Source organism: Paraburkholderia sp. BR10954, assembly GCF_040965775.1.
Taxonomy (GTDB): Bacteria; Pseudomonadota; Gammaproteobacteria; order Burkholderiales; family Burkholderiaceae; genus Paraburkholderia; species Paraburkholderia youngii.
The window spans coordinates 129,700-148,609 of record NZ_JBFRCK010000016.1 but is presented as its reverse complement, the minus strand read 5'-3'; the positions used below and the strand labels follow the sequence as shown (position 1 = coordinate 148,609).

Here is an 18,910-nt window from a genome sequence, read left to right as displayed (position 1 = left end):
AGCGTTTGCTGCGACACTTCCCCGCCATGACCTCCGCTACCCGTACCCGCTCCAGTTCGCCGCAGGCGTCGTTGTTCGACGATGCCGCGCCAGCTCCCGCCGCAGCCTCGGCCGACACCACCTCCGCCGCCCCGCCCACGCTCGAAGCCCAATTTGCCGCGCTGCCGGCGGCTTGGCGTGCGCATTTGAAACCCTTCATCGACAGCGACACCTACGCGCCGCTGTGCCGCTTCGTCGACGGCGAGCGTGCCGCCGGCAAAACCATCTATCCCGCCGACGTGTTCCGCGCGCTGCGCCTGACGAGTCCCGACGAAGTGAAAGTCGTGATCCTCGGCCAGGACCCGTACCACGGCGAAGACCGCGGCACACCGCAGGCGCACGGTCTCGCGTTTTCGGTCGCGCCGCACGTGCGGCCGCCGCCGTCGTTGCGCAACATCTTCAAGGAAATCGGCGCGAGTCTCGGTCACGCAACGCCGCAGCACGGGTGCCTCGACAGCTGGGCCAGACAGGGCGTGCTGCTGCTGAACACGGTGCTGACCGTCGAGCGCGACAGCGCCGCGAGCCACGCGAAACGCGGCTGGGAAAAATGCACGGACACGCTGATCCACGAACTGGCGACACGGCATCAGAACCTCGTGTTCATGCTGTGGGGCGCGCATGCGCAGGCCAAGCGCGCGCTGCTCGGCGGCAAATCGCACTATGTGCTGGAGGCGCCGCATCCGTCGCCGTTGTCCGCGCATCGCGGCTTTCTCGGTTGCGGTCATTTCGCGAAGGCGAACGAATATCTAATGCAGCACGGCCGCGAGCCGATCGACTGGCGTCTGCCGGACGACGCGCAAATGCTTGCGTGACGGCGTCGTCGTCGGAAGATGTCGATGCCAAGCGAAAACGCCACGGAGGGTGAACCCATCCGTGGCGTTTTTTATTTCACCGCTTGCGCCGCATCGAAGCGGCGCAACGCGGCACGACGAAGCCGCTTAGACCGCGGCGATCGCTTCGCGTGCCGAGCTCAGCGCGGCGGTCGCGGCGTCCGGGCCCATGTTCAGGCCTTCGGCGTAGATGAAGTTCACGTCGGTCATGCCGAGGAAGCCGAGGAAGCTCTTCAGATACGGCGTCTGGCTGTCGTTCGGCGTGCCGAGATACTTGCCGCCGCGCGCCGACACGACGTACACCTTCTTGCCCTTCACGAGGCCTTCCGGGCCGTTCGCGGTGTATTGGAACGTGATGCCCGCACGCGCGATGAAGTCGAAGTACGTCTTCAGTTGCGACGAGATGCCGAAGTTGTACATCGGCGCGCCGATCACGATGACGTCGGCGGCTTGCAGTTCGGCGATCAGCGCTTCGCTGCGCGCGGCGATGGCGGCCTGTTCCGGCGTGCGCTGCTCGGCCGGCGTGAAAAACGCGCCGAGCACGGCGTCGTCGAGGTGCGGCAGCGGTTCGGCTTGCAGGTTACGGACGACGACTTGCGCGCCCGGATTCGACTGTTGCAGCTTTTCGGTCAGTTCGTTGACGAGAAGTGTCGAGTTCGCGCCTTGCGAACGGGCTGCCGAGTTGATTTGCAGGATCGTGGTCATGGTTGACTCCAGTAGGGGCGCGCAGTGTTGCGCGAGTGGAGCCATTGTGTTTTTTTATCGAGCGGCGAAAAAGCCGTCCAGCGGCGACGGATTGTTGCATGGGTAGAACAATCCACCGCCCTCCTCCACCGATTGATGACAAGACGGGCGACGATCGGTGGACCGCCCAGTGCGGCCCACCGCCACGCCGTTCACTTCGTCAGCCAGCGCTCGAGGGCTTTGCGCGCGGCGGGACGGTGATCGCTGACCGTGAGCTTGTAGCGCGCCACTTCGGGATCGTCGAGCTTCACCTGCGTGACCCGCAGCTCATCGCGGCGGAACGCGTGCACCTCGACTTTCGCGCCCGGCTGATAGCGCGCCAGCAGCGCATCGATATTCCCGCCGCTCACGCGCAGGCCATCGAGCGCGATCAGCACGTCGCCAGCGGAAAGGCCGGCTTTCTGCGCGGCACTGCCCTCGTGCACCGTCGCGAGCGCGCAGTCCGCACCGCCGCGCAGCCGCACGCCGAGCGACGGCTTGCCGTTCTTGTCGACGTCCGGCGCGAGCGTCACGCCGAACGGCGCGAGCAACGCGTCGAGCGGCAGATCGCGCGTGCCGCGCACGCCCTCGGCGAACAGTTCGGCGAGTTCCGCGCCGCTCGCTTCCGCAAAAATCGCCTCGATCTCGCTTTCATCGACGCCGACCGGCTTGCCGCGATAAAAATCACGGCCAAAGCGCTTCCAGAGCAGACGCATCACGTCGTCGAGCGATTTCTGATTGCCGGTTTGCGCGCGGATCGTCAGATCGAACGCGAGCGCGATCAGCGAGCCCTTCGTGTAATAGCTGACGATCGCGTTCGGCGCGTTCTCGTCCTGCCGGTAGTACTTGACCCATGCGTCGAATGAGCTTTCGGCGACGCTCTGCTTCAGGCGCCCGCTGCCGCGCTGCACGCCGCCGATCACCTTGCCGAGCAGGCCGAAATAGTCGTCCTGCGAGATCACGCCGCTGCGCACGAGAATCAGGTCGTCGTAATACGACGTGAAGCCCTCGAACAGCCACAGCAGCGACGTGTAGTTTTCGACGCCGAGGTCATACGGCGCGAACCCGGCCGGCTTGATCCGCTTCACGTTCCACGTGTGGAAATACTCGTGGCTGCACAGACCGAGATAGGTCCGGTAGCCCTCGCTCATCGCATCGCGGCCCTGCACGGGCAGATCGGTGCGATTGCAGATCAGCGCGGTCGATGCGCGATGCTCGAGACCGCCGTAACCGTCAGTGACGGCCTGCGTCATGAACACGTAGCGCTCGACCGGCGCCTTCTTCGATTTCGGTTCGAACAGTGCGATCTGCGCCTCGCAGATGCGCTTCAGGTCACGGCACAACCGCTCCATGTCGAGCCCGATCACACGGCCGCCGATCACGACGTCGTGCGGTACACCGTGCGACTTGAACGTCGCGAGCGCGAACTCACCGAGCGTCACCGGATGGTCGACCAGCTCGTCGTAGTTCTGCGCGCGGTACTCGCCGAAGCCGTAGCGCCGGGTGCCGCGCGCTTCCGGCAGCGCGGTCGCGACGCGCCAGTCGCGATACGCGGCGCCCTGCGGCTTCTGGATATCGACCACGCACTGCGCGTCTTCATGGCCGAGCGGCGACAGGAACACGCTCGTGCCGTTGAAAAAGCCGATGGTGTCGTCCAGATGCGCGGCGCGCACCGACATGTCCCATGCGTACACCTCGTAGCGCAGTGTCAACGCTCCCTTGACCGGCGCGGCCTGCCACGTGTGCTTATCGACCTTCTCGACGCGCACCTTGCGGCCCGCGTCGTTGACCGCGCGCAGCGTCACGATGTTGCGCGCGAACTCGCGCACCATGTAGCTGCCCGGAATCCACACCGGCAGCATGAAACGCTGGCCGGCCGGATCGGGATCGGCGACGGTCACGGTGACTTCGAACAGGTGGGCGGCGGGGCTACTCGGAACGATGGTGTAGCGGATCGGCTTCATCGGCGGCGTTTGGGAATGTCAGGAGAGTGAGGCGAAGAAGTTCGGGGCTTGATGCGAAAGGAGGCGCTGCGTGCGCCTCCTTTCGTTTGAACGTTGCATCTGTTGCGCGCCTGAGGCGTGCGGGGTGCTGCGTGCAGCGCGCGGCTCAGTGCACCGCCGACAGTTCCTTGTCGAGCCGGTCGGCCGGCACGGCGCCCGGCAGTCGGCGGCCGTCGGCGAGGAACACAGTCGGCGTGCCCTCGACGTTCATCGAACGGCCGAGCGCGAGGTTCTTGTCGATCGCGGCGGTGTCGCAGGTGGCGGCGGCGGTCGGCGCCTGACGGTCCTGCATCCACGATTCCCACGCCTTCGCGCGATCGGCCGAGCACCAGATCGACTTCGACTTGGCCGTCGAATCCGGCGACAGCACCGGGTACAGGAAGGTGTAGACCGTCACGTTATCGATCGACTGCAGCGTTTTTTCGAGCTGCTTGCAGTACGGGCAGTTCGGATCGGAGAACACCGCGATCTTGCGCGCGCCGTTGCCGCGCACGACCTTCACCGCGTCGCCGAACGGCAGGGTCGCGAAGTCGATGCGGTTGGTTTCCGACAGGCGTGCCTCGGTCAGATTCTTGCGCGTCTTCGAGTCCACCATGTCGCCGAGCATCAGGTAGTCGCCGGTCGCATCGCTGTAAATGATCTGCGTGCCGAGGTTCACTTCGTACAGGCCCGCGATCGGTGTCTTCGACACGCCCTTGATCGTCACGTCGGACAGACGGTTTTGCAGGGTGGCTTTGAGCTTGTCGGTGGTCTGGTCGGCCTGCGCCGAGCAGCCGAGCGTGACGGCAGCGATCGCGAGGGCGGCGGCGGCGATGCGGAAAGTCTTTTTCATGCTGGAGTCCTGGGGGTCATTCGCGCACCTGCGCGTTCGTTACGTTCCGGCCGCGCGCTTTGGCCGCCTATCGGTTCGATCAGGTTCGATCGGGTTCGGATAAGGGCCGGATAGGGGCGGATCGCAGCGCGTCGATCCGGTCATGATACCTGTCCCGGGCGCCCGTGACCGGCCATCGGCTATCCGCGCGACGCTTCGTTGCGGTTTACCCCAGCGCGGCCGACACGAGCCAGCGCTTGATGAACGGCTGCGCGCCGACGAACGCCATGCCGGTATTGCGCACGGCGCGCGCGAGTGGACCGGGCACCGCAAACAGTTTCTGCAGGCCGTCGGTGGCGATCATCAGCGCGCGGATGTCTTCGCGGCGCGCGCGTTCGTAGCGACGCAGCAGCACCATGTCGCCGAGATCGCGAAACGACTCCTTGCCACCGATCGTGCTCGCGAGCGCGGCGACGTCGCGCAAGCCGAGGTTCATGCCCTGCCCCGCCAGCGGGTGGATCAGATGCGCGGCATCACCGACCAGCGCGACACGCGGCGCGACCAGCCGGTCGACAGTTTGCAGCGCGAGCGGGAAGCCCTGCGCGGGCGTGACACACTCGAGCGCGCCGAACTGTTCACCGCTCACGTGCTCGACTTCGGCGGCGAGCCGCTCGGGATCGAGCGCGAGCAATTGCTCGGCGTGTTCGGTGCGGGCCGACCAGACCAGTGACAGGTGGCCGTCCGGCATCGGCAGCAACGCGATGATCTCGCCGTCGCGGAACCACTGATACGCGGTTTCGCCGTGCGGTTTCGCTGCCTTGAAATTGGCGACCACGCCGATCTGTCGGTAGTCGCGGCGCACCATCTTCGAGCCGATCTGCGCGCGCACCCACGAGTGCGCGCCGTCCGCGCCGACTACCAGGTCCGCTTCGAGCACGTTGCCGTTCGCGAGGCCGATGCTCGCGCTGTCGACGGAGAAATCGAGTGCCTGCGCGCGCGTGTCGATCCATGTGAGGTTCGGCTGGAAGCGCAGCGCGGCATCGAGCGCGCGCTCGATCACCGACGACTCGACGATCCACGCAAGCTGCGGCACCGATGCCTGAAACGCGGAGAAATGCAGTTCGGCGTGCGCGTCGCCGTAGACGCGCATGTCGTAGACGGGACCAAGCCGTGAGTGATCGAGCGCCTGCCAGACCCGCAGCCGTTCGAGCAAGTCCTGCGAACTCGACGACAACGCATAGACGCGCGAGTCGAAGGCAGCACCCGCCGGCAGCGCCGCGCAAGGCTGCGCGAGCAGTGCGACGCGCAGTCCGGCTTGCGTGAGCGCGAGCGCCGCGGTCTTGCCGACGAGCCCGCCGCCGATCACGGCGGCATCAAAGGTCTGGTGGTGTGCGTTCATGCGCGCATTATAGCCGCGGGGGGTGCGGGGGACGGATCGACGGGCGCGGGCATTTGGGGCTCCATGCGCGGTCCCCTGATGGGTCGTGCTAACGCGTCGATGCGCTCGCCGCGAGCGCCGCGTTCGCCTCGCGCATGCGCATGAAATCGCGATCGGACGAGAGGTTGCGCCATGCCGCCGCCTCGAGCTCGGCCTTGCGATCGCGCTGATCGCTGCGCACCGCGCAGTCGGGGAACACGCGGTCGAACACGCTCCACAACGAGTCGTAGTCGTTCTTGTCAGCGAACCGTGCGATGTCGGCGCGATCTGCGTGCGACAGGTGGGTCGACAAACAGTCGATCGTCTGACGGTCGGTGGTTGCCTGCGCTTCGTCGAAATCCGGCGCGACCCATGCCGCGACCACGCCCACCACGATCGCGGCGGCGACGCCGATTCCGACCCATCTCATCATTCGCACGCTGGTCCCCCGGAAATGGAGCTCTGCCGGCTTTGAACTGACAATTTTACAGTGGCGATGCGCAAATGCGCCGCCCGGTCCGCGCGGGCGAACGGGTTACAATTGCGCTTTCCGTGAAAACTCGCACTCAATCGTCGAGCCAACGCCCCGATTCGGTGACTTGTCCGCTCCGCTGAGCCTGCCGCGCCCCTCCTGACGCGAAGGCTTTCCGAATCCGCGCGCAGCGTCGAGCGCATCACGCAACCTACTGATTCACTGAAGGATTTCCATGAGCCTCCAATGTGGCATCGTCGGCCTGCCTAACGTCGGCAAGTCCACCCTGTTCAACGCACTCACGAAGGCGGGCATCTCCGCTGAGAACTATCCGTTCTGCACGATCGAGCCGAACGTCGGCATCGTCGAGGTGCCGGACGCCCGTCTGAAGGCGCTTGCCGAGATCGTCAAGCCGGAGCGCATCCTGCCGGCGGTGGTCGAGTTCGTCGACATCGCGGGTCTGGTGGCCGGCGCGAGCAAGGGCGAAGGCCTCGGCAACCAGTTCCTCGCGAACATCCGCGAAACCGATGCGATCACACACGTCGTGCGCTGCTTCGAGGACGACAACGTGATTCACGTCGCGAACAAGGTCGATCCGCTGTCGGACATCGAGGTGATCAACACCGAACTCGCGCTTGCCGACCTCGGCACCGTCGAAAAGGCGCTCGCGCGCTACTCCAAGGCGGCCAAGTCTGGCAACGACAAGGAAGCCGTGAAGAACGTGGCGGTGCTGGAGAAGGTCCGCGCGCAACTCAACCAGGCGAAGCCGGTCCGCGCGCTCGATCTGAGCGATGAAGAAAAGGCCACGCTCAAGCCTTTCTGCCTGATCACCGCGAAGCCGACGATGTACGTCGCCAACGTGAAGGAAAACGGCTTCGAGAACAATCCGCACCTCGACGCGGTCACGAAGTTCGCGGCCGCGGAAGGCTCGCCGGTCGTGGCCGTGTGCGCGGCGGTCGAAGCGGACATCGCCGACCTCGACGAAGCCGACATGGAAGTATTCCTCGCCGACATGGGCATGGAAGAGCCGGGCCTGAACCGCGTGATCCGGGCGGGCTACAAACTGCTCGGCCTGCACACCTACTTCACGGCCGGCGTGAAGGAAGTGCGCGCGTGGACGATCCACATCGGCGATACGGCGCCGAAGGCGGCCGGCGCGATCCACACGGACTTCGAGCGCGGCTTCATCCGCGCGCAGACGATCAGCTTCGCCGACTACATCACCTACAAGGGTGAACAAGGCGCGAAGGAAGCCGGCAAGATGCGCGCGGAAGGCAAGGAGTACGTCGTGCACGATGGCGACGTGATGAACTTCTTGTTCAACGTGTAAGCGCGAAGCGGCGCACACTGCGCTGCCCGAGTAAGGCCCGCGAACCCTCAGGGGTTGCGGGCTTTTTTGTTTGCGCGCTACGGTTTGCGCAGTGCGTCGAGACAACGGGCCTTGATGTGCGGATTTGCAGTGGTGATCGCCGAGACAGCGTGCAATGCTTTGGCCTTGTAGTTTTTCGGCGCATCGTCAATAAACGGAATGCCGCACACACGTGATATCGCCAGAACGTGGCCATCGCCTTCGAGCGGGTCTACGACCTTCAAGACGGCCGCGGGATTTCTCGGCAACGCATAGGCAAGAGCGATTCCCAACCCTTCCGCGTTGGCACCGTCGGCCCCGACAGCCAGTTTGGGCGCAGGTGCGACCCAATCTGCGCGGCCTGTCCCTATCTGCTCGAAAAGCCTATCGACAGCCGCTTCGTCCAACGACCTGAAAAACGCGCTCGCCCCTTTCCGGCCGATCGCCGCTGATACCTCGGCGGGCGTGTTGCTTTGCACGGCCCCCACCGCTGCTGACGCACACACCAAGATCAGGAGTGCAAGGAGTTTCTTCATCGTTCTACCCGAAGCTGGTGGTCACCGCTTAACCAGATTCGCTCGCGGACGGCGCGGTTCGAAATAACGATGCATCCGTTCGACGCGCTACCTGGATGACTCTTGCTGTCGCCATGCATGAAGAAGGCATTCCGGCCGAAGGTTGGCGAATGTCAAAAGTGGTAATGGTCGCGCAAACACATCTATGCGGCCCCATGCAATGAGCTGGATCGCGGACGATCTTCCCGAATAGAGTCCCATATATTTCCTTTCCATGACAGCCGATGCTAAATTTCGGCTTCCGGCGCGCCGCCACCCATGGTCCGCGCCACCCGGCCACCGACGCCGGAATGTCATCGAACACAAATAGAATCGCGCGATTCGCGTCCGCGCCCTTACGAACAGGAGATAAATCGATGAATTACAAGCCGCTGTTCCGCTCACTTTCCGTCGCCGCTGTATTGAGCATCGGCGTCAGCCAGGCGGCTCACGCCGCGACCGAAATCCAGTTCTGGCATGCGATGGAAGCCGCGCTGGGCGAACGTCTGAACGACATCGCGAACGACTTCAACAAATCGCAGAGCGACTACAAGATCGTGCCCGTGTTCAAGGGCACCTACGACCAGACCCTCGCCGCCGGCATCGCCGCCTATCGCAGCGGCAACGCGCCGGCGATCCTGCAGGTCTACGAAGTCGGCACCGCAACGATGATGCAGGCGAAGAAAGCCATCGTCCCGGTCACGCAGGTTTTCAAGGACGCGGGCGTGCCGCTCGATCAGAAGGCCTTCGTGCCCACCATCGCCAGCTATTACAGCGACTCGAAGACCGGTGAGCTGATTTCGATGCCGTTCAACAGCTCGACGCCGGTGCTGTACTACAACAAGGATGCGTTCAAGAAGGCCGGCCTCGATCCGAACCAGCCGCCGAAGACCTGGGCCGAGTTGCACGCCGATGCGCAGAAGCTGAAGGCCGCGGGCCTGTCGTGCGGCTACTCGTCGGGCTGGCAGAGCTGGATTCAGCTCGAGAACTACAGCGCGTGGCACGCGGCGCCGTTCGCGTCGCGTAACAACGGCTTCGACGGCATGGACGCCCAGCTCGAATTCAACAAGCCGCAGCAGGTCGCGCACATCCAGTTCCTGCAAAGCATGGCGAAGGACGGCACGTTCACCTATGTCGGCCGCAAGGACGAACCGGTGTCGAAGTTTTATAGCGGCGACTGCGGCATCATCACGAACTCGTCGGGCTCGCTCGCGACGATCAAGAAATACGCGAAGTTCAGCTTCGCCACCGGCATGATGCCGTACGACGACAGCGTGAAGGGCGCGCCGCAGAACGCGATCATCGGCGGAGCGAGCCTGTGGGTGCTGTCGGGCAAGGACCCGGCCGTCTACAAGGGCGTCGCAAAGTTCCTCGCGTATCTGGCCACGCCGCCGGTCGCCGCGAAGTGGCATCAGGACACCGGCTATCTGCCGATCACGACCGCCGCATATGATCTGACGCGCCAACAGGGGTTCTACGACAAGAACCCGGGCAGCGACACCGCGATCCGCCAGATGCTTAACAAACCGCCGCTGCCGTACACGAAGGGTCTGCGTCTGGGCAACATGCCGCAGATTCGCACCGTGATCGACGAAGAACTCGAGCAGGTGTGGGCGGAGAAGAAGACGCCGCAACAGGCGCTCGATTCGTCCGTCTCGCGCGGCGACGAACTGCTGCGCCGCTTCGAAAAGGCCGGTAGCTAAGCATCGCCGGCTGGCAGGGTTCCGGCGCGCTTGCGCCGGAACCCGAAGTCGTTGCAACACATCTCGAGAATCCCGATGGATAAGCGCTCTTACTTCGGCACCAGCGCGCTGCCGTACCTGCTCGTCGCGCCGCAGCTGATCATCACGCTGGTGTTCTTCCTGTGGCCGGCCGGCGTCGCGCTCTGGCAATCGACGCAAACTCAGGACGCGTTCGGCACGTCGAGCGAGTTCGTCGGACTCGCGAACTTCAAGCAGCTGTTCGCCGATCCTTTATATCTCGCGTCGTTCAACACGACGATCGTGTTCTGCACGCTCGTCACCGTGTCGGGCCTCGTGATCTCGCTGTTGCTGGCGGTCTGTGCGGACCGCGTGATGCGCGGCGCGAAGGCCTATCAAACGCTGCTGATCTGGCCGTACGCGGTCGCGCCCGCGATCGCCGCGGTGCTGTGGTCGTTCCTGTTCAACCCGAGCATCGGCCTCGTCACGTACGCGCTCGCGAAATACGGCGTCGTGTGGAATCACGCGCTGAACCCCGGTCAGGCGATGTTCCTCGTCGTGCTCGCATCGGTCTGGCAGCAGATCAGCTATAACTTCCTGTTTTTCTACGCGGGGCTGCAGGCGATTCCGCGCTCGCTGATCGAAGCGGCCGCGATCGACGGCGCCGGTCCGGTGCGGCGCTTCTTCGGCATCGCGCTGCCGCTGCTGTCGCCGACCACGTTCTTTCTGCTGGTGATCAACATCACCTACGCGTTCTTCGACACCTTCCCGGTGATCGACGCGGCGACCGGCGGCGGACCAGGCCAGGCGACCCGCACGCTGATCTACAAGATCTTCGCCGAAGGCTTCCAGGGGCTCGACATCGGCAGCTCCGGCGCGCAGTCGGTCGTGCTGATGATCATCGTCGTCGCGCTGACCGTCGTGCAATTCCGCTTCATCGAACGCAGGGTTCAATACTCATGATCGAGAACCGACGCGGTTTCGACCTGTTCTGTCACGCGGTGCTGATCATCGGCGTCGCGCTGGTGGTGTTTCCGGTGTACGTCGCGTTCTGCGCGGCGACGATGAGCGATCACGAGGTGTTCATAGTGCCGCTGTCGCTCGTGCCCAGCACGCACCTGTTCGAAAACATCGTCACGATCTGGACGCAGGGTACCGGCAACGCGGCGGCGCCGTTCAACCGCATGCTGCTCAACAGCCTCGTGATGGCGCTCGTGATCGCGGTGGGCAAGATCGCCGTGTCGATGATCTCCGCGTACGCGATCGTCTACTTCCGCTTTCCGTTTCGCACGGCCGCGTTCTGGCTGATTTTCATCACGCTGATGCTGCCGGTCGAAGTGCGGATTTTTCCGACCGTGCAGGTGGTGTCGTCGATGCATCTGAGCAATACGTACACCGGTTTGACGCTGCCGCTAATCGCGTCGGCGACCGCGACGTTCCTGTTCCGCCAGTTCTTCAAGACGCTGCCCGACGAGCTGATGGAAGCCGCGCGCGTCGACGGCGCGGGCGCGCTGCGCTTCTTCTGGGACGTCGTGCTGCCGCTGTCGCGGACCACGATGGCCGCCCTCTTCGTAATCACGTTCATCTACGGCTGGAACCAGTATCTGTGGCCGATCCTGATCACGAGCCAGCAGTCGCTGACCACCGCCGTGATCGGCATCAGAGGGATGATCGCCTCAGGCGATACCGCGACCGAATGGCATCTGGTGATGACGGCCACGCTGCTCGCGATGCTGCCGCCGCTCGCCGTCGTGCTGACGATGCAGCGCTGGTTCGTGCGCGGCCTCGTGGACTCGGAAAAGTGATCCGGTATGGCGGACTGCGACAAGCACTCAAAATCAAAGGCTAGAACCGCATGGCTGCACTGACTCTGCAAAACGTTAAGAAAACCTACGACGGCAAACAGTTCGTATTGCACGGCATCGACGTCGACGTCGCCGCCGGCGAATTCGTCGTGATGGTCGGCCCGTCCGGCTGCGGCAAATCGACGTTGCTGCGGATGGTCGCCGGCCTCGAGCGCATCTCCGACGGCAGCATCTCGATCGCCGGCAAGGTCGTCAACGACTTGGAGCCGAAGGATCGCAACATCGCGATGGTGTTCCAGAACTACGCGCTGTATCCGCATATGAGCGTGGCCGAGAACATGGGTTACGCGCTGAAGATCGCGGGCGTCGATCGCGCGCAGATCGCGAAACGCGTCGAAGCCGCCGCGCAGATTCTCGAACTCGGCGCGCTGCTGCAGCGCAAGCCGCGCGAACTGTCGGGCGGACAGCGCCAGCGCGTCGCGATGGGCCGCGCGATCGTGCGCGAACCGGCGGTGTTTCTGTTCGACGAACCGCTGTCGAATCTCGACGCGCGTCTGCGCGTGCAGATGCGCCTCGAAATCCAGCGCCTGCATGCGCGCCTTAAGACCACGAGCCTGTACGTCACGCACGACCAGATCGAAGCGATGACGCTGGCGCAACGCGTGATCGTGATGAACAAGGGCCACGCCGAGCAGATCGGCGCGCCGACCGAAGTCTACGAGCGGCCGGCGACGGTGTTCGTCGCGAGCTTCATCGGTTCGCCGGGGATGAACCTGCTCGAAGGCCGGGTTTCGGACGACGGCTCGACCTTCGACGTCGCCGGCAACGGCCCGAAGCTGCCGCTCGCGGGCGTGCCGTCGATCGGCCGCGAAGTCGCGACGGGCCGCGAATGGACGCTCGGCATTCGCCCCGAGCATCTGAGCCCCGGCACGGCCGATGCGACGCTCACCGTCGATTCCTGCGAGATTCTCGGCGCGGACAATCTCGCCCACGGCCGCTGGGGCAAGCACGACGTGACCGCGCGACTGCCGCACGCTCATCGTCCGGCGGCGGGCGAGACGCTGCAGCTCGCGCTGCCTGCACGACATCTGCACTTCTTCGATCCCGTGACGGGACGGCGCGCGAACTGACACAGCGGCTGGACGCCGCCGCCTGCTCCGGCACGGCGGCGTCGCGCAACGGCTCGAAGATCGGCGACACGGTGCGGGCAAATAGCGCACCACCCGGTGCGTGAAGCGGCCCGCCAGCGTCCGCCCTGCCGCCCGGCCCCCGCCGGGCGAAGTACAATGCGACCTGAACCACATGCCGCGCATGGCAGCGTCGTCGAATCCGACGCCGCGCCGGCCGGCGCCGGGTGCTCCGCCCGGCCCTCACACCGATTACCCATTCAACCCCGACTGCCCGCCCGCACGCGGCCGGCATCGTCAACGTCTACTGCAAGCAAATGGCCCAATACGTTTTCACCATGAACCGGGTCGGCAAAATCGTGCCGCCCAAGCGCCAGATCCTCAAAGACATTTCGCTATCGTTCTTTCCCGGCGCGAAGATCGGCCTGCTCGGTCTGAACGGCTCGGGCAAGTCGACGTTGATTCGCATCATGGCCGGTGTGGACACCGAGATCGAAGGCGAAGCCACGCCGATGCCGAATCTGAACATCGGCTATCTGCCGCAGGAGCCGCAGCTCGATCCGCAGAAAACCGTGCGTGAAGCGGTCGAGGAAGGCCTCGGCGACGTGTTCAACGCCCAGAAAAAGCTCGACGAGATCTACGCGGCCTACGCGGAGCCGGACGCGGACTTCGACGCGCTCGCCGCCGAGCAGGCGAAGTACGAAGCGATCCTCGCGACGACCGACGGCAGCGCCGAGCAGCAGATCGAAATCGCCGCCGACGCACTGCGCCTGCCGGCGTGGGACGCGAAGATCGAGCATCTGTCGGGCGGCGAAAAGCGCCGCGTTGCGCTGTGCAAGCTGCTGTTGCAAAAGCCCGACATGCTATTGCTCGACGAGCCGACCAACCACCTCGACGCGGAATCGGTTGAATGGCTCGAGCAGTTCCTGACGCGCTTCCCCGGCACTGTGGTCGCCGTCACGCACGATCGCTACTTCCTCGACAACGCCGCCGAGTGGATTCTCGAACTCGACCGCGGTCACGGCATTCCGTGGAAGGGCAACTACAGCAGCTGGCTCGATCAGAAGGAAGAGCGCCTGAAGCAGGAAGAAGCGTCGGAGTCGGCGCGCCAGAAGGCGATCAAGAAGGAACTCGAGTGGGTGCGCCAGAACCCGAAGGGCCGTCAGGCGAAGTCGAAGGCGCGTATCGCCCGCTTCGAGGAACTGAACAGCCAGGACTACCAGAAGCGCAACGAAACGCAGGAAATCTTCATTCCGGTCGGCGACCGCCTCGGCAATGAAGTGATCGAGTTCAAGAACGTCAGCAAGTCGTACGGCGATCGTCTGCTGCTCGATAACGTCAGCTTCAAGATTCCGGCCGGCGCGATCGTCGGCATCATCGGTCCGAACGGCGCCGGCAAGTCGACGCTGTTCCGGATGCTGACCGGCCGCGAACAACCGGATTCGGGCGAGATCGTGCAGGGCCCGACCGTCAAGCTCGCTTACGTGGACCAGAGCCGTGAAGCGCTCGCAGCCAACAAGACGGTGTTCGAGGAAATCTCGGGCGGCGCCGACGTGCTGACGGTCGGCAAGTACGAAACGCCGTCGCGCGCGTATATCGGCCGCTTCAACTTCAAGGGCGGCGACCAGCAGAAGATCGTCGGCAATCTGTCGGGCGGCGAGCGCGGTCGTCTGCATCTGGCGAAGACGCTGATCGCGGGCGGCAACGTGCTTCTGCTCGACGAACCGTCGAACGACCTCGACGTCGAAACGCTGCGCGCGCTCGAAGACGCGCTGCTCGAATTCGCGGGTTCGGTGCTCGTGATCTCGCACGATCGCTGGTTCCTCGACCGTATCGCGACGCATATCCTCGCGTTCGAAGGCGACTCGCAAGTTACGTTCTTCGACGGCAACTACCAGGAATATGAAGCGGACAAGCGCGCGCGTCTCGGCGAGGAAGGCGCGCGCCCGAAGCGTCTGCGCTACAAGCCGATCTCGCGTTAACAGGCGGGGCACACCGGCCCGTCTGGCGCAATGCCGGACGGGTCCCGGGGCATGCGCGTTGCTATTCGTCACTTGATGGAGGCGCGCGTGACAGTCCCGCGCATACGACAGACGGTCAACACGGCGCCGCGCGACGCGCAGCGCGTTGACGAGGAGACACAGGCATGGCGATGTCGAAGGGCAGGCGCTGGATCGTCGTCGTGGGCGGAACGCTATTGGCGTTGATTCTGATCTTGATCGGCGCGATGCAATTCGCGCAACAGGAAGTCAAGAATCGCGTCAGCGCGGCGCTCGGCCCGCTCGGCAGCGCCGACAGTATCGACGTCGGCCTCACTTCGGTACACCTGACCCATGTCGTGCTGAAAGCGCCGCCGGGCTGGCCGGCGGGCGAACCGCTACGCGCCGACGAAATCACGATCACCCCCAACGTGCGCGATCTGATCGCGCGGCGCATGCATATCCGCGAGGTCGTCGTGCGCGGCTTCGACATGGCCGTGTTACGCACGAAGGACGGCTCGCTGATTCTGCTGCCGAACCTGCGCGAATCGCTGAACCGCGGCGATCATCCGGGCGGCGCCGGCACGGCGGCGTCGATCCCACGCGAAAAACTGGTCGACCATATCCGCTTCGAACACGGCAACTTCCACTTCTACGACATGAGCGTCGGGCCGCCGCCGTTCAAGGTCACGGTCAGCAACGCGAACGCGAGCGTCGACAATCTGCATCTGCCGTCGCTTGCGGAGCCGACCAACGTCAGCGTTCGCGGCGCGCTGAAGGGTCCGGCGCATACCGGCACCGTGACGTTCGACGGCTGGATCAAGATCGCCAGCCGCGATTCGCAGACGACGACCACGCTGCATGGTGTCGATGTCGCGATGCTCGATCCCTATCTGCTGAAGAAGGCCGGCACGCGCGCGCAGGTGACGGGCGGTACGGTCGATCTGTCGATCGAATCGACAGTGCGCAACTATCATCTGCACGCGCCCGGCACGGTGACGGTCCACAATCTGCAACTCGCCGAAACCGACAATCCGCTCGAGACGTTCATGTCGATTCCGACCCGCGCCGCCGTCGCCGCGCTCAAGACGCATGACGGCAACATCACACTGCATTTCGTGCTCGACGGCGATCTGCGCGATCCGAAGTTCTCGGTACGCGAAGGGATCCTCAAGCGCATCGGCGAGGGGTTTGCAAAGGCGCTGGGGGTCAGCGTCGAAGGTGTCGCGAAGGGTGCGGGCGAGACCGTCAAAGGCCTCGGCAATGCGTTGAAGAATCTGCTGGGACAGTAGCGGTAGCGCTCAGCTCAAACCGACAAGCCCAACTCGCGCAGCTTCGCTTCCGTTTGCGCGGCGCTCGTGTGATGCACGCCGTGCCAGCCGAGCGCCGTAGCAGCTTCGGCGTTTTTCGCGTTGTCGTCGATGAAGACGAGTTCGGCCGGCTCGACGCCGGGCATCTGCAGCTCGATGCGCCGGCGCATCTCGGCGAAGATCGCCGGATCGGGCTTCACGAGCTTCACGCGCCCCGACACGACGATGTCGCGAAAGCGCCGCAGCACCGGATAGTGCTCCCACGCATACGGGAAGGTCTCGGCCGACCAGTTGGTGAGCCCGAAGAGCGGCACCTCGGCCACTTCGAGCTTCTCCATCAGCGCGATGCCGTCGTCGAGCACGCCCGCGACCATTTGATGCCAGCGCTCGTAGAACGCGCGGATCAGCGGTTCGTGATCGGGAAACTGCGCGATCAGCTCGTCGGTGGCTTCGACGATCGGCTGCCCGCCGTCCTGGCGGATCACCCAGTCCATCGAGCAGACGTGCGTGAGGAACCAGCGGCGCTCCGATTCGTCGGGAATCAGCTCGCGGTACAGGTACTCGGGACTCCAGTCGATCAGCACGCCGCCGAAATCGAACACCACTGCCTTGATCGCCATGCACCACGCTCCGTTTGCAAGGTCGCCGCTACGCTCAGATCGGTTGCGTGCGCAGTTCGAGCCACGCCTTGGCGTCGCCCGATACATGCGGGGCGAGACGCGCGCGCACCGTCTCGTGATAGGCGTTGAGCCACGCGCGTTCATCGTCGCGCAGCAGCGCCAGCTCGATGCAGCGCGTGTCGATCGGGCACAGCGTCAGGGTTTCAAACTTCAGGAAGTCGCCGAATTCGGTTTTTTCCGCGGCCACGTTCAGCACGAGGTTTTCGATGCGCACGCCCCACTTCCCCGGCCGATACAGACCCGGCTCGTTCGACGTGATCATGCCCTCTTCCATCGCGGTCCACGGTTCGGCCGGCGCGTAGTGCGAGATCACCTGCGGGCCTTCGTGCACATTCAGGAAGTAGCCAACCCCGTGACCGGTGCCGTGGCCATAGTCCGCGCCGGCCTGCCAGATCGGCGCGCGCGCAATCGCGTCGAGCATCGGCGAGCGGATGCCGCGCGGGAATTGCGCGCGTGACAGCGCGATCATGCCCTTCAGCACGACCGTGAAATCGCGGCGCTGTTCGTTGCTCGGCGTGCCGATCGGAACGACGCGCGTGATGTCAGTCGTGCCGCTCAGGTACTGGCCGCCCGAGTCGATCAGCAGCAGGCCGTTGCCTTCGATCACCGCATGCGACTCTTCGGTCGCGCGATAGTGCGGCATCGCGCCGTTCGCGTTGAAGCCCGCGATCGTCGCGAAGCTCAGCGACACGAAGCCGGGACGGCGCGCGCGAGCGGCAGTCAGACGCTCGTCGATCGTCAGTTCGGTGATGCGCTCGCGACCCAGCGCGCTTTCGAACCAGGCGAAGAATTCGGCGAGGGCCGCGCCGTCCTGCTCCATCGTGTCGCGCACGTGCGCGGCATCGGCGGCGGTTTTGCACGACTTGAGGAACGTGGACGGATTGACCGCCTCGACCACCTTGACCGACGACGCCACCGCCTGCAGCGAGCCGTACGTGATGCGGCGCGGGTCGATCAGCAGCGTGCTGCCGGCTGGTAGCGCGGCGAGCGCGTCGGCGGCTTTCGCGTATGGCTCGACGCTGATGCCGTCGCGCGCGAGCACGTCGGCGAGCGCCGGCGACACTTTGCCGTCGGCGATAAAGAGGGACACGCGATCCACGCCGATCAGCGCGTGCGCGACGAACACCGGGTTGTAACTGACGTCGGCGCCGCGCAGGTTCAGCAGCCAGGCGAGGTCGTCGAGCGTCGAGATGAAGTGCCACTGCGCGCCTTTGTCGGCCATCGCGCGACGCACCTGCGCGAGCTTGTCCGCGCGCGCGACGCCCGCTTGCGGCGCAGCGTGCTCGAAGACGGCGTCGGCGGGAAGCGCCGGGCGCTGCGCCCAGATCGCCTCGAACAGGTCGATGTCGGTGCGCAGTTGCACGCCGCGCCCGTTCAGCGCCGCGCTCAACGCACGCGCGGCCGCGACGCCGAGCACCGCGCCATCCACCCCGACCGTGCCGCCGCTCAGGACGTTCTGCCCGAGCCATTCGAAATGCGGCGTCGTCAGCTGGCCGCCGGTCATCTTCATCAGCTCGACACCGGTGCCGGCGAGCTGCGCGGTTGCCTGCTCCCAGTAGCGGCTGTCGGTCCAGACGCCGGCGAAATCGGCGGTGACGATCAACGTGCCGGCCGAGCCGGTGAAGCCCGACAGCCACTGGCGGCCTTGCCAGCGCCCTGGCAGATACTCGGACAGATGCGGATCGGCCGACGGCACGAGGTAAGCGGCGATGCCTTCGCGCGCCATCGCGGCGCGCAGGCTCGCGAGGCGCTCGGGAATGGAGGAGGTTTCGGGGAGTCGGGCGTTCATGGAGTTACCTGCAAGGATTCATCGACGGATTGACCGGCGCGAAAAGAGACCGACCGTCACGGCGACGGCGATCAGCGCGACGGCGGTGCATACCGGCCATTCGAGCATGTCGCCGTCATGGAAAAGACCCGTCACGTTGCCGGCCATGCGCGCGACGCTCGCGCCGAGCACGCCGGCCAACAGCGCGGCCCACCAGCGCGCGCGGCTCAGCCTGCGCAGCGGGTGCAACCACCAGCCCGCGAGGCCGATCACGACGCCGAGAACGAGAATGCCTGGCCACCCCATCAGGCGTGGGCTCCGGATTGGGTGCCGAAACAGGACAA

Annotated in this window: 17 protein-coding genes; 8 read left to right on the top strand and 9 right to left on the bottom strand. The window is 65.0% G+C overall.

The window, feature by feature from the left end:
• Positions 1–26: 26 nt before the first annotated feature.
• Positions 27–851 carry a uracil-DNA glycosylase gene (locus tag AB4Y34_RS22490; protein WP_176381162.1) on the top strand — a complete coding sequence of 275 codons (825 nt, stop codon included), beginning with the start codon at positions 27–29 and terminating at the stop codon, positions 849–851.
• A gap of 126 nt (positions 852–977) precedes the next feature.
• On the opposite strand, the gene AB4Y34_RS22485 is transcribed toward AB4Y34_RS22490, so the two are convergent.
• The 5 genes from AB4Y34_RS22485 to AB4Y34_RS22465 form a co-directional block, all read right to left on the bottom strand.
• Positions 978–1,574, bottom strand: coding sequence for an FMN-dependent NADH-azoreductase (locus tag AB4Y34_RS22485; RefSeq protein WP_176110216.1), 597 nt, complete (start codon positions 1,572–1,574; stop codon positions 978–980).
• A gap of 191 nt (positions 1,575–1,765) precedes the next feature.
• Positions 1,766–3,556 carry a M61 family metallopeptidase gene (locus AB4Y34_RS22480; protein WP_368717235.1) on the bottom strand — a complete coding sequence of 597 codons (1,791 nt, stop codon included), beginning with the start codon at positions 3,554–3,556 and terminating at the stop codon, positions 1,766–1,768.
• Between the two features lie 145 nt (positions 3,557–3,701).
• The gene (locus AB4Y34_RS22475; RefSeq protein WP_176381160.1) at positions 3,702–4,427 is read right to left on the bottom strand and encodes a DsbC family protein; all 726 of its coding nucleotides are present in this window, start codon (positions 4,425–4,427) and stop codon (positions 3,702–3,704) included.
• A gap of 205 nt (positions 4,428–4,632) precedes the next feature.
• The gene (locus tag AB4Y34_RS22470; protein WP_176381159.1) at positions 4,633–5,805 is read right to left on the bottom strand and encodes a UbiH/UbiF family hydroxylase; all 1,173 of its coding nucleotides are present in this window, start codon (positions 5,803–5,805) and stop codon (positions 4,633–4,635) included.
• Between the two features lie 88 nt (positions 5,806–5,893).
• Positions 5,894–6,256, bottom strand: a complete 363-nt coding sequence (locus tag AB4Y34_RS22465) for a hypothetical protein (RefSeq protein WP_255208902.1) — start codon at positions 6,254–6,256, stop codon at positions 5,894–5,896.
• A 274-nt stretch (positions 6,257–6,530) separates the two neighbouring features.
• Here AB4Y34_RS22465 and ychF point away from each other — a divergent pair, with 274 nt between their 5' ends.
• Positions 6,531–7,625: a redox-regulated ATPase YchF gene (gene ychF / locus AB4Y34_RS22460; RefSeq protein WP_368717234.1), complete on the top strand. Its 1,095-nt coding sequence runs from the start codon at positions 6,531–6,533 to the stop codon at positions 7,623–7,625.
• Positions 7,626–7,702: 77 nt separating this feature from the next.
• Here the strand turns inward: ychF and AB4Y34_RS22455 are convergent, their stop codons facing one another.
• Complete coding sequence (locus tag AB4Y34_RS22455; protein ID WP_368717233.1) at positions 7,703–8,179, bottom strand: hypothetical protein; 477 nt, start codon at positions 8,177–8,179, stop codon at positions 7,703–7,705.
• Positions 8,180–8,574: 395 nt separating this feature from the next.
• Here AB4Y34_RS22455 and ugpB point away from each other — a divergent pair, with 395 nt between their 5' ends.
• The 6 genes from ugpB to AB4Y34_RS22425 all read left to right on the top strand — a co-directional run bounded on the left by ugpB (position 8,575) and on the right by AB4Y34_RS22425 (position 16,100).
• Positions 8,575–9,900 (top strand): sn-glycerol-3-phosphate ABC transporter substrate-binding protein UgpB, encoded by a 1,326-nt coding sequence (ugpB, locus tag AB4Y34_RS22450; protein WP_176381156.1) that lies wholly within the window; start codon positions 8,575–8,577, stop codon positions 9,898–9,900.
• 75 nt (positions 9,901–9,975) lie between these two features.
• The gene (ugpA, locus tag AB4Y34_RS22445) at positions 9,976–10,860 is read left to right on the top strand and encodes a sn-glycerol-3-phosphate ABC transporter permease UgpA (protein ID WP_176381155.1); all 885 of its coding nucleotides are present in this window, start codon (positions 9,976–9,978) and stop codon (positions 10,858–10,860) included.
• Positions 10,857–11,702, top strand: coding sequence for a sn-glycerol-3-phosphate ABC transporter permease UgpE (ugpE, locus tag AB4Y34_RS22440; RefSeq protein ID WP_368717232.1), 846 nt, complete (start codon positions 10,857–10,859; stop codon positions 11,700–11,702). Before ugpA ends, ugpE begins: the two co-directional genes overlap by 4 nt.
• A 50-nt stretch (positions 11,703–11,752) precedes the next feature.
• Positions 11,753–12,832 (top strand): sn-glycerol-3-phosphate import ATP-binding protein UgpC, encoded by a 1,080-nt coding sequence (locus AB4Y34_RS22435; RefSeq protein ID WP_176381154.1) that lies wholly within the window; start codon positions 11,753–11,755, stop codon positions 12,830–12,832.
• Between the two features lie 314 nt (positions 12,833–13,146).
• Positions 13,147–14,811: an energy-dependent translational throttle protein EttA gene (gene ettA / locus AB4Y34_RS22430; protein ID WP_152853645.1), complete on the top strand. Its 1,665-nt coding sequence runs from the start codon at positions 13,147–13,149 to the stop codon at positions 14,809–14,811.
• A 164-nt stretch (positions 14,812–14,975) separates the two neighbouring features.
• Positions 14,976–16,100, top strand: a complete 1,125-nt coding sequence (locus AB4Y34_RS22425; RefSeq protein WP_368717231.1) for a DUF748 domain-containing protein — start codon at positions 14,976–14,978, stop codon at positions 16,098–16,100.
• Positions 16,101–16,114: 14 nt separating this feature from the next.
• Here AB4Y34_RS22425 and AB4Y34_RS22420 read toward each other — a convergent pair whose 3' ends face one another.
• From AB4Y34_RS22420 to AB4Y34_RS22410, 3 genes are read right to left on the bottom strand one after another with little or no spacing between them, the layout of a single operon-like run.
• Positions 16,115–16,738: an HAD family hydrolase gene (locus AB4Y34_RS22420; protein WP_368717230.1), complete on the bottom strand. Its 624-nt coding sequence runs from the start codon at positions 16,736–16,738 to the stop codon at positions 16,115–16,117.
• Positions 16,739–16,772: 34 nt separating this feature from the next.
• The gene (locus AB4Y34_RS22415; RefSeq protein WP_368717229.1) at positions 16,773–18,587 is read right to left on the bottom strand and encodes an aminopeptidase P family protein; all 1,815 of its coding nucleotides are present in this window, start codon (positions 18,585–18,587) and stop codon (positions 16,773–16,775) included.
• A gap of 18 nt (positions 18,588–18,605) precedes the next feature.
• Complete coding sequence (locus tag AB4Y34_RS22410; protein ID WP_176381150.1) at positions 18,606–18,872, bottom strand: hypothetical protein; 267 nt, start codon at positions 18,870–18,872, stop codon at positions 18,606–18,608.
• Positions 18,873–18,910 lie beyond the last annotated feature (38 nt).

Coding starts and splice junctions, on each gene's coding strand:
- AB4Y34_RS22490 (WP_176381162.1), top strand. CDS start 27: ATGACCTCCGCTACCCGTACCCGCTCCAGTTCGCCGCAGGCGTCGTTG.
- AB4Y34_RS22485 (WP_176110216.1), bottom strand. CDS start 1,574: ATGACCACGATCCTGCAAATCAACTCGGCAGCCCGTTCGCAAGGCGCG.
- AB4Y34_RS22480 (WP_368717235.1), bottom strand. CDS start 3,556: ATGAAGCCGATCCGCTACACCATCGTTCCGAGTAGCCCCGCCGCCCAC.
- AB4Y34_RS22475 (WP_176381160.1), bottom strand. CDS start 4,427: ATGAAAAAGACTTTCCGCATCGCCGCCGCCGCCCTCGCGATCGCTGCC.
- AB4Y34_RS22470 (WP_176381159.1), bottom strand. CDS start 5,805: ATGAACGCACACCACCAGACCTTTGATGCCGCCGTGATCGGCGGCGGG.
- AB4Y34_RS22465 (WP_255208902.1), bottom strand. CDS start 6,256: ATGATGAGATGGGTCGGAATCGGCGTCGCCGCCGCGATCGTGGTGGGC.
- ychF (WP_368717234.1), top strand. CDS start 6,531: ATGAGCCTCCAATGTGGCATCGTCGGCCTGCCTAACGTCGGCAAGTCC.
- AB4Y34_RS22455 (WP_368717233.1), bottom strand. CDS start 8,179: ATGAAGAAACTCCTTGCACTCCTGATCTTGGTGTGTGCGTCAGCAGCG.
- ugpB (WP_176381156.1), top strand. CDS start 8,575: ATGAATTACAAGCCGCTGTTCCGCTCACTTTCCGTCGCCGCTGTATTG.
- ugpA (WP_176381155.1), top strand. CDS start 9,976: ATGGATAAGCGCTCTTACTTCGGCACCAGCGCGCTGCCGTACCTGCTC.
- ugpE (WP_368717232.1), top strand. CDS start 10,857: ATGATCGAGAACCGACGCGGTTTCGACCTGTTCTGTCACGCGGTGCTG.
- AB4Y34_RS22435 (WP_176381154.1), top strand. CDS start 11,753: ATGGCTGCACTGACTCTGCAAAACGTTAAGAAAACCTACGACGGCAAA.
- ettA (WP_152853645.1), top strand. CDS start 13,147: ATGGCCCAATACGTTTTCACCATGAACCGGGTCGGCAAAATCGTGCCG.
- AB4Y34_RS22425 (WP_368717231.1), top strand. CDS start 14,976: ATGGCGATGTCGAAGGGCAGGCGCTGGATCGTCGTCGTGGGCGGAACG.
- AB4Y34_RS22420 (WP_368717230.1), bottom strand. CDS start 16,738: ATGGCGATCAAGGCAGTGGTGTTCGATTTCGGCGGCGTGCTGATCGAC.
- AB4Y34_RS22415 (WP_368717229.1), bottom strand. CDS start 18,587: ATGAACGCCCGACTCCCCGAAACCTCCTCCATTCCCGAGCGCCTCGCG.
- AB4Y34_RS22410 (WP_176381150.1), bottom strand. CDS start 18,872: ATGGGGTGGCCAGGCATTCTCGTTCTCGGCGTCGTGATCGGCCTCGCG.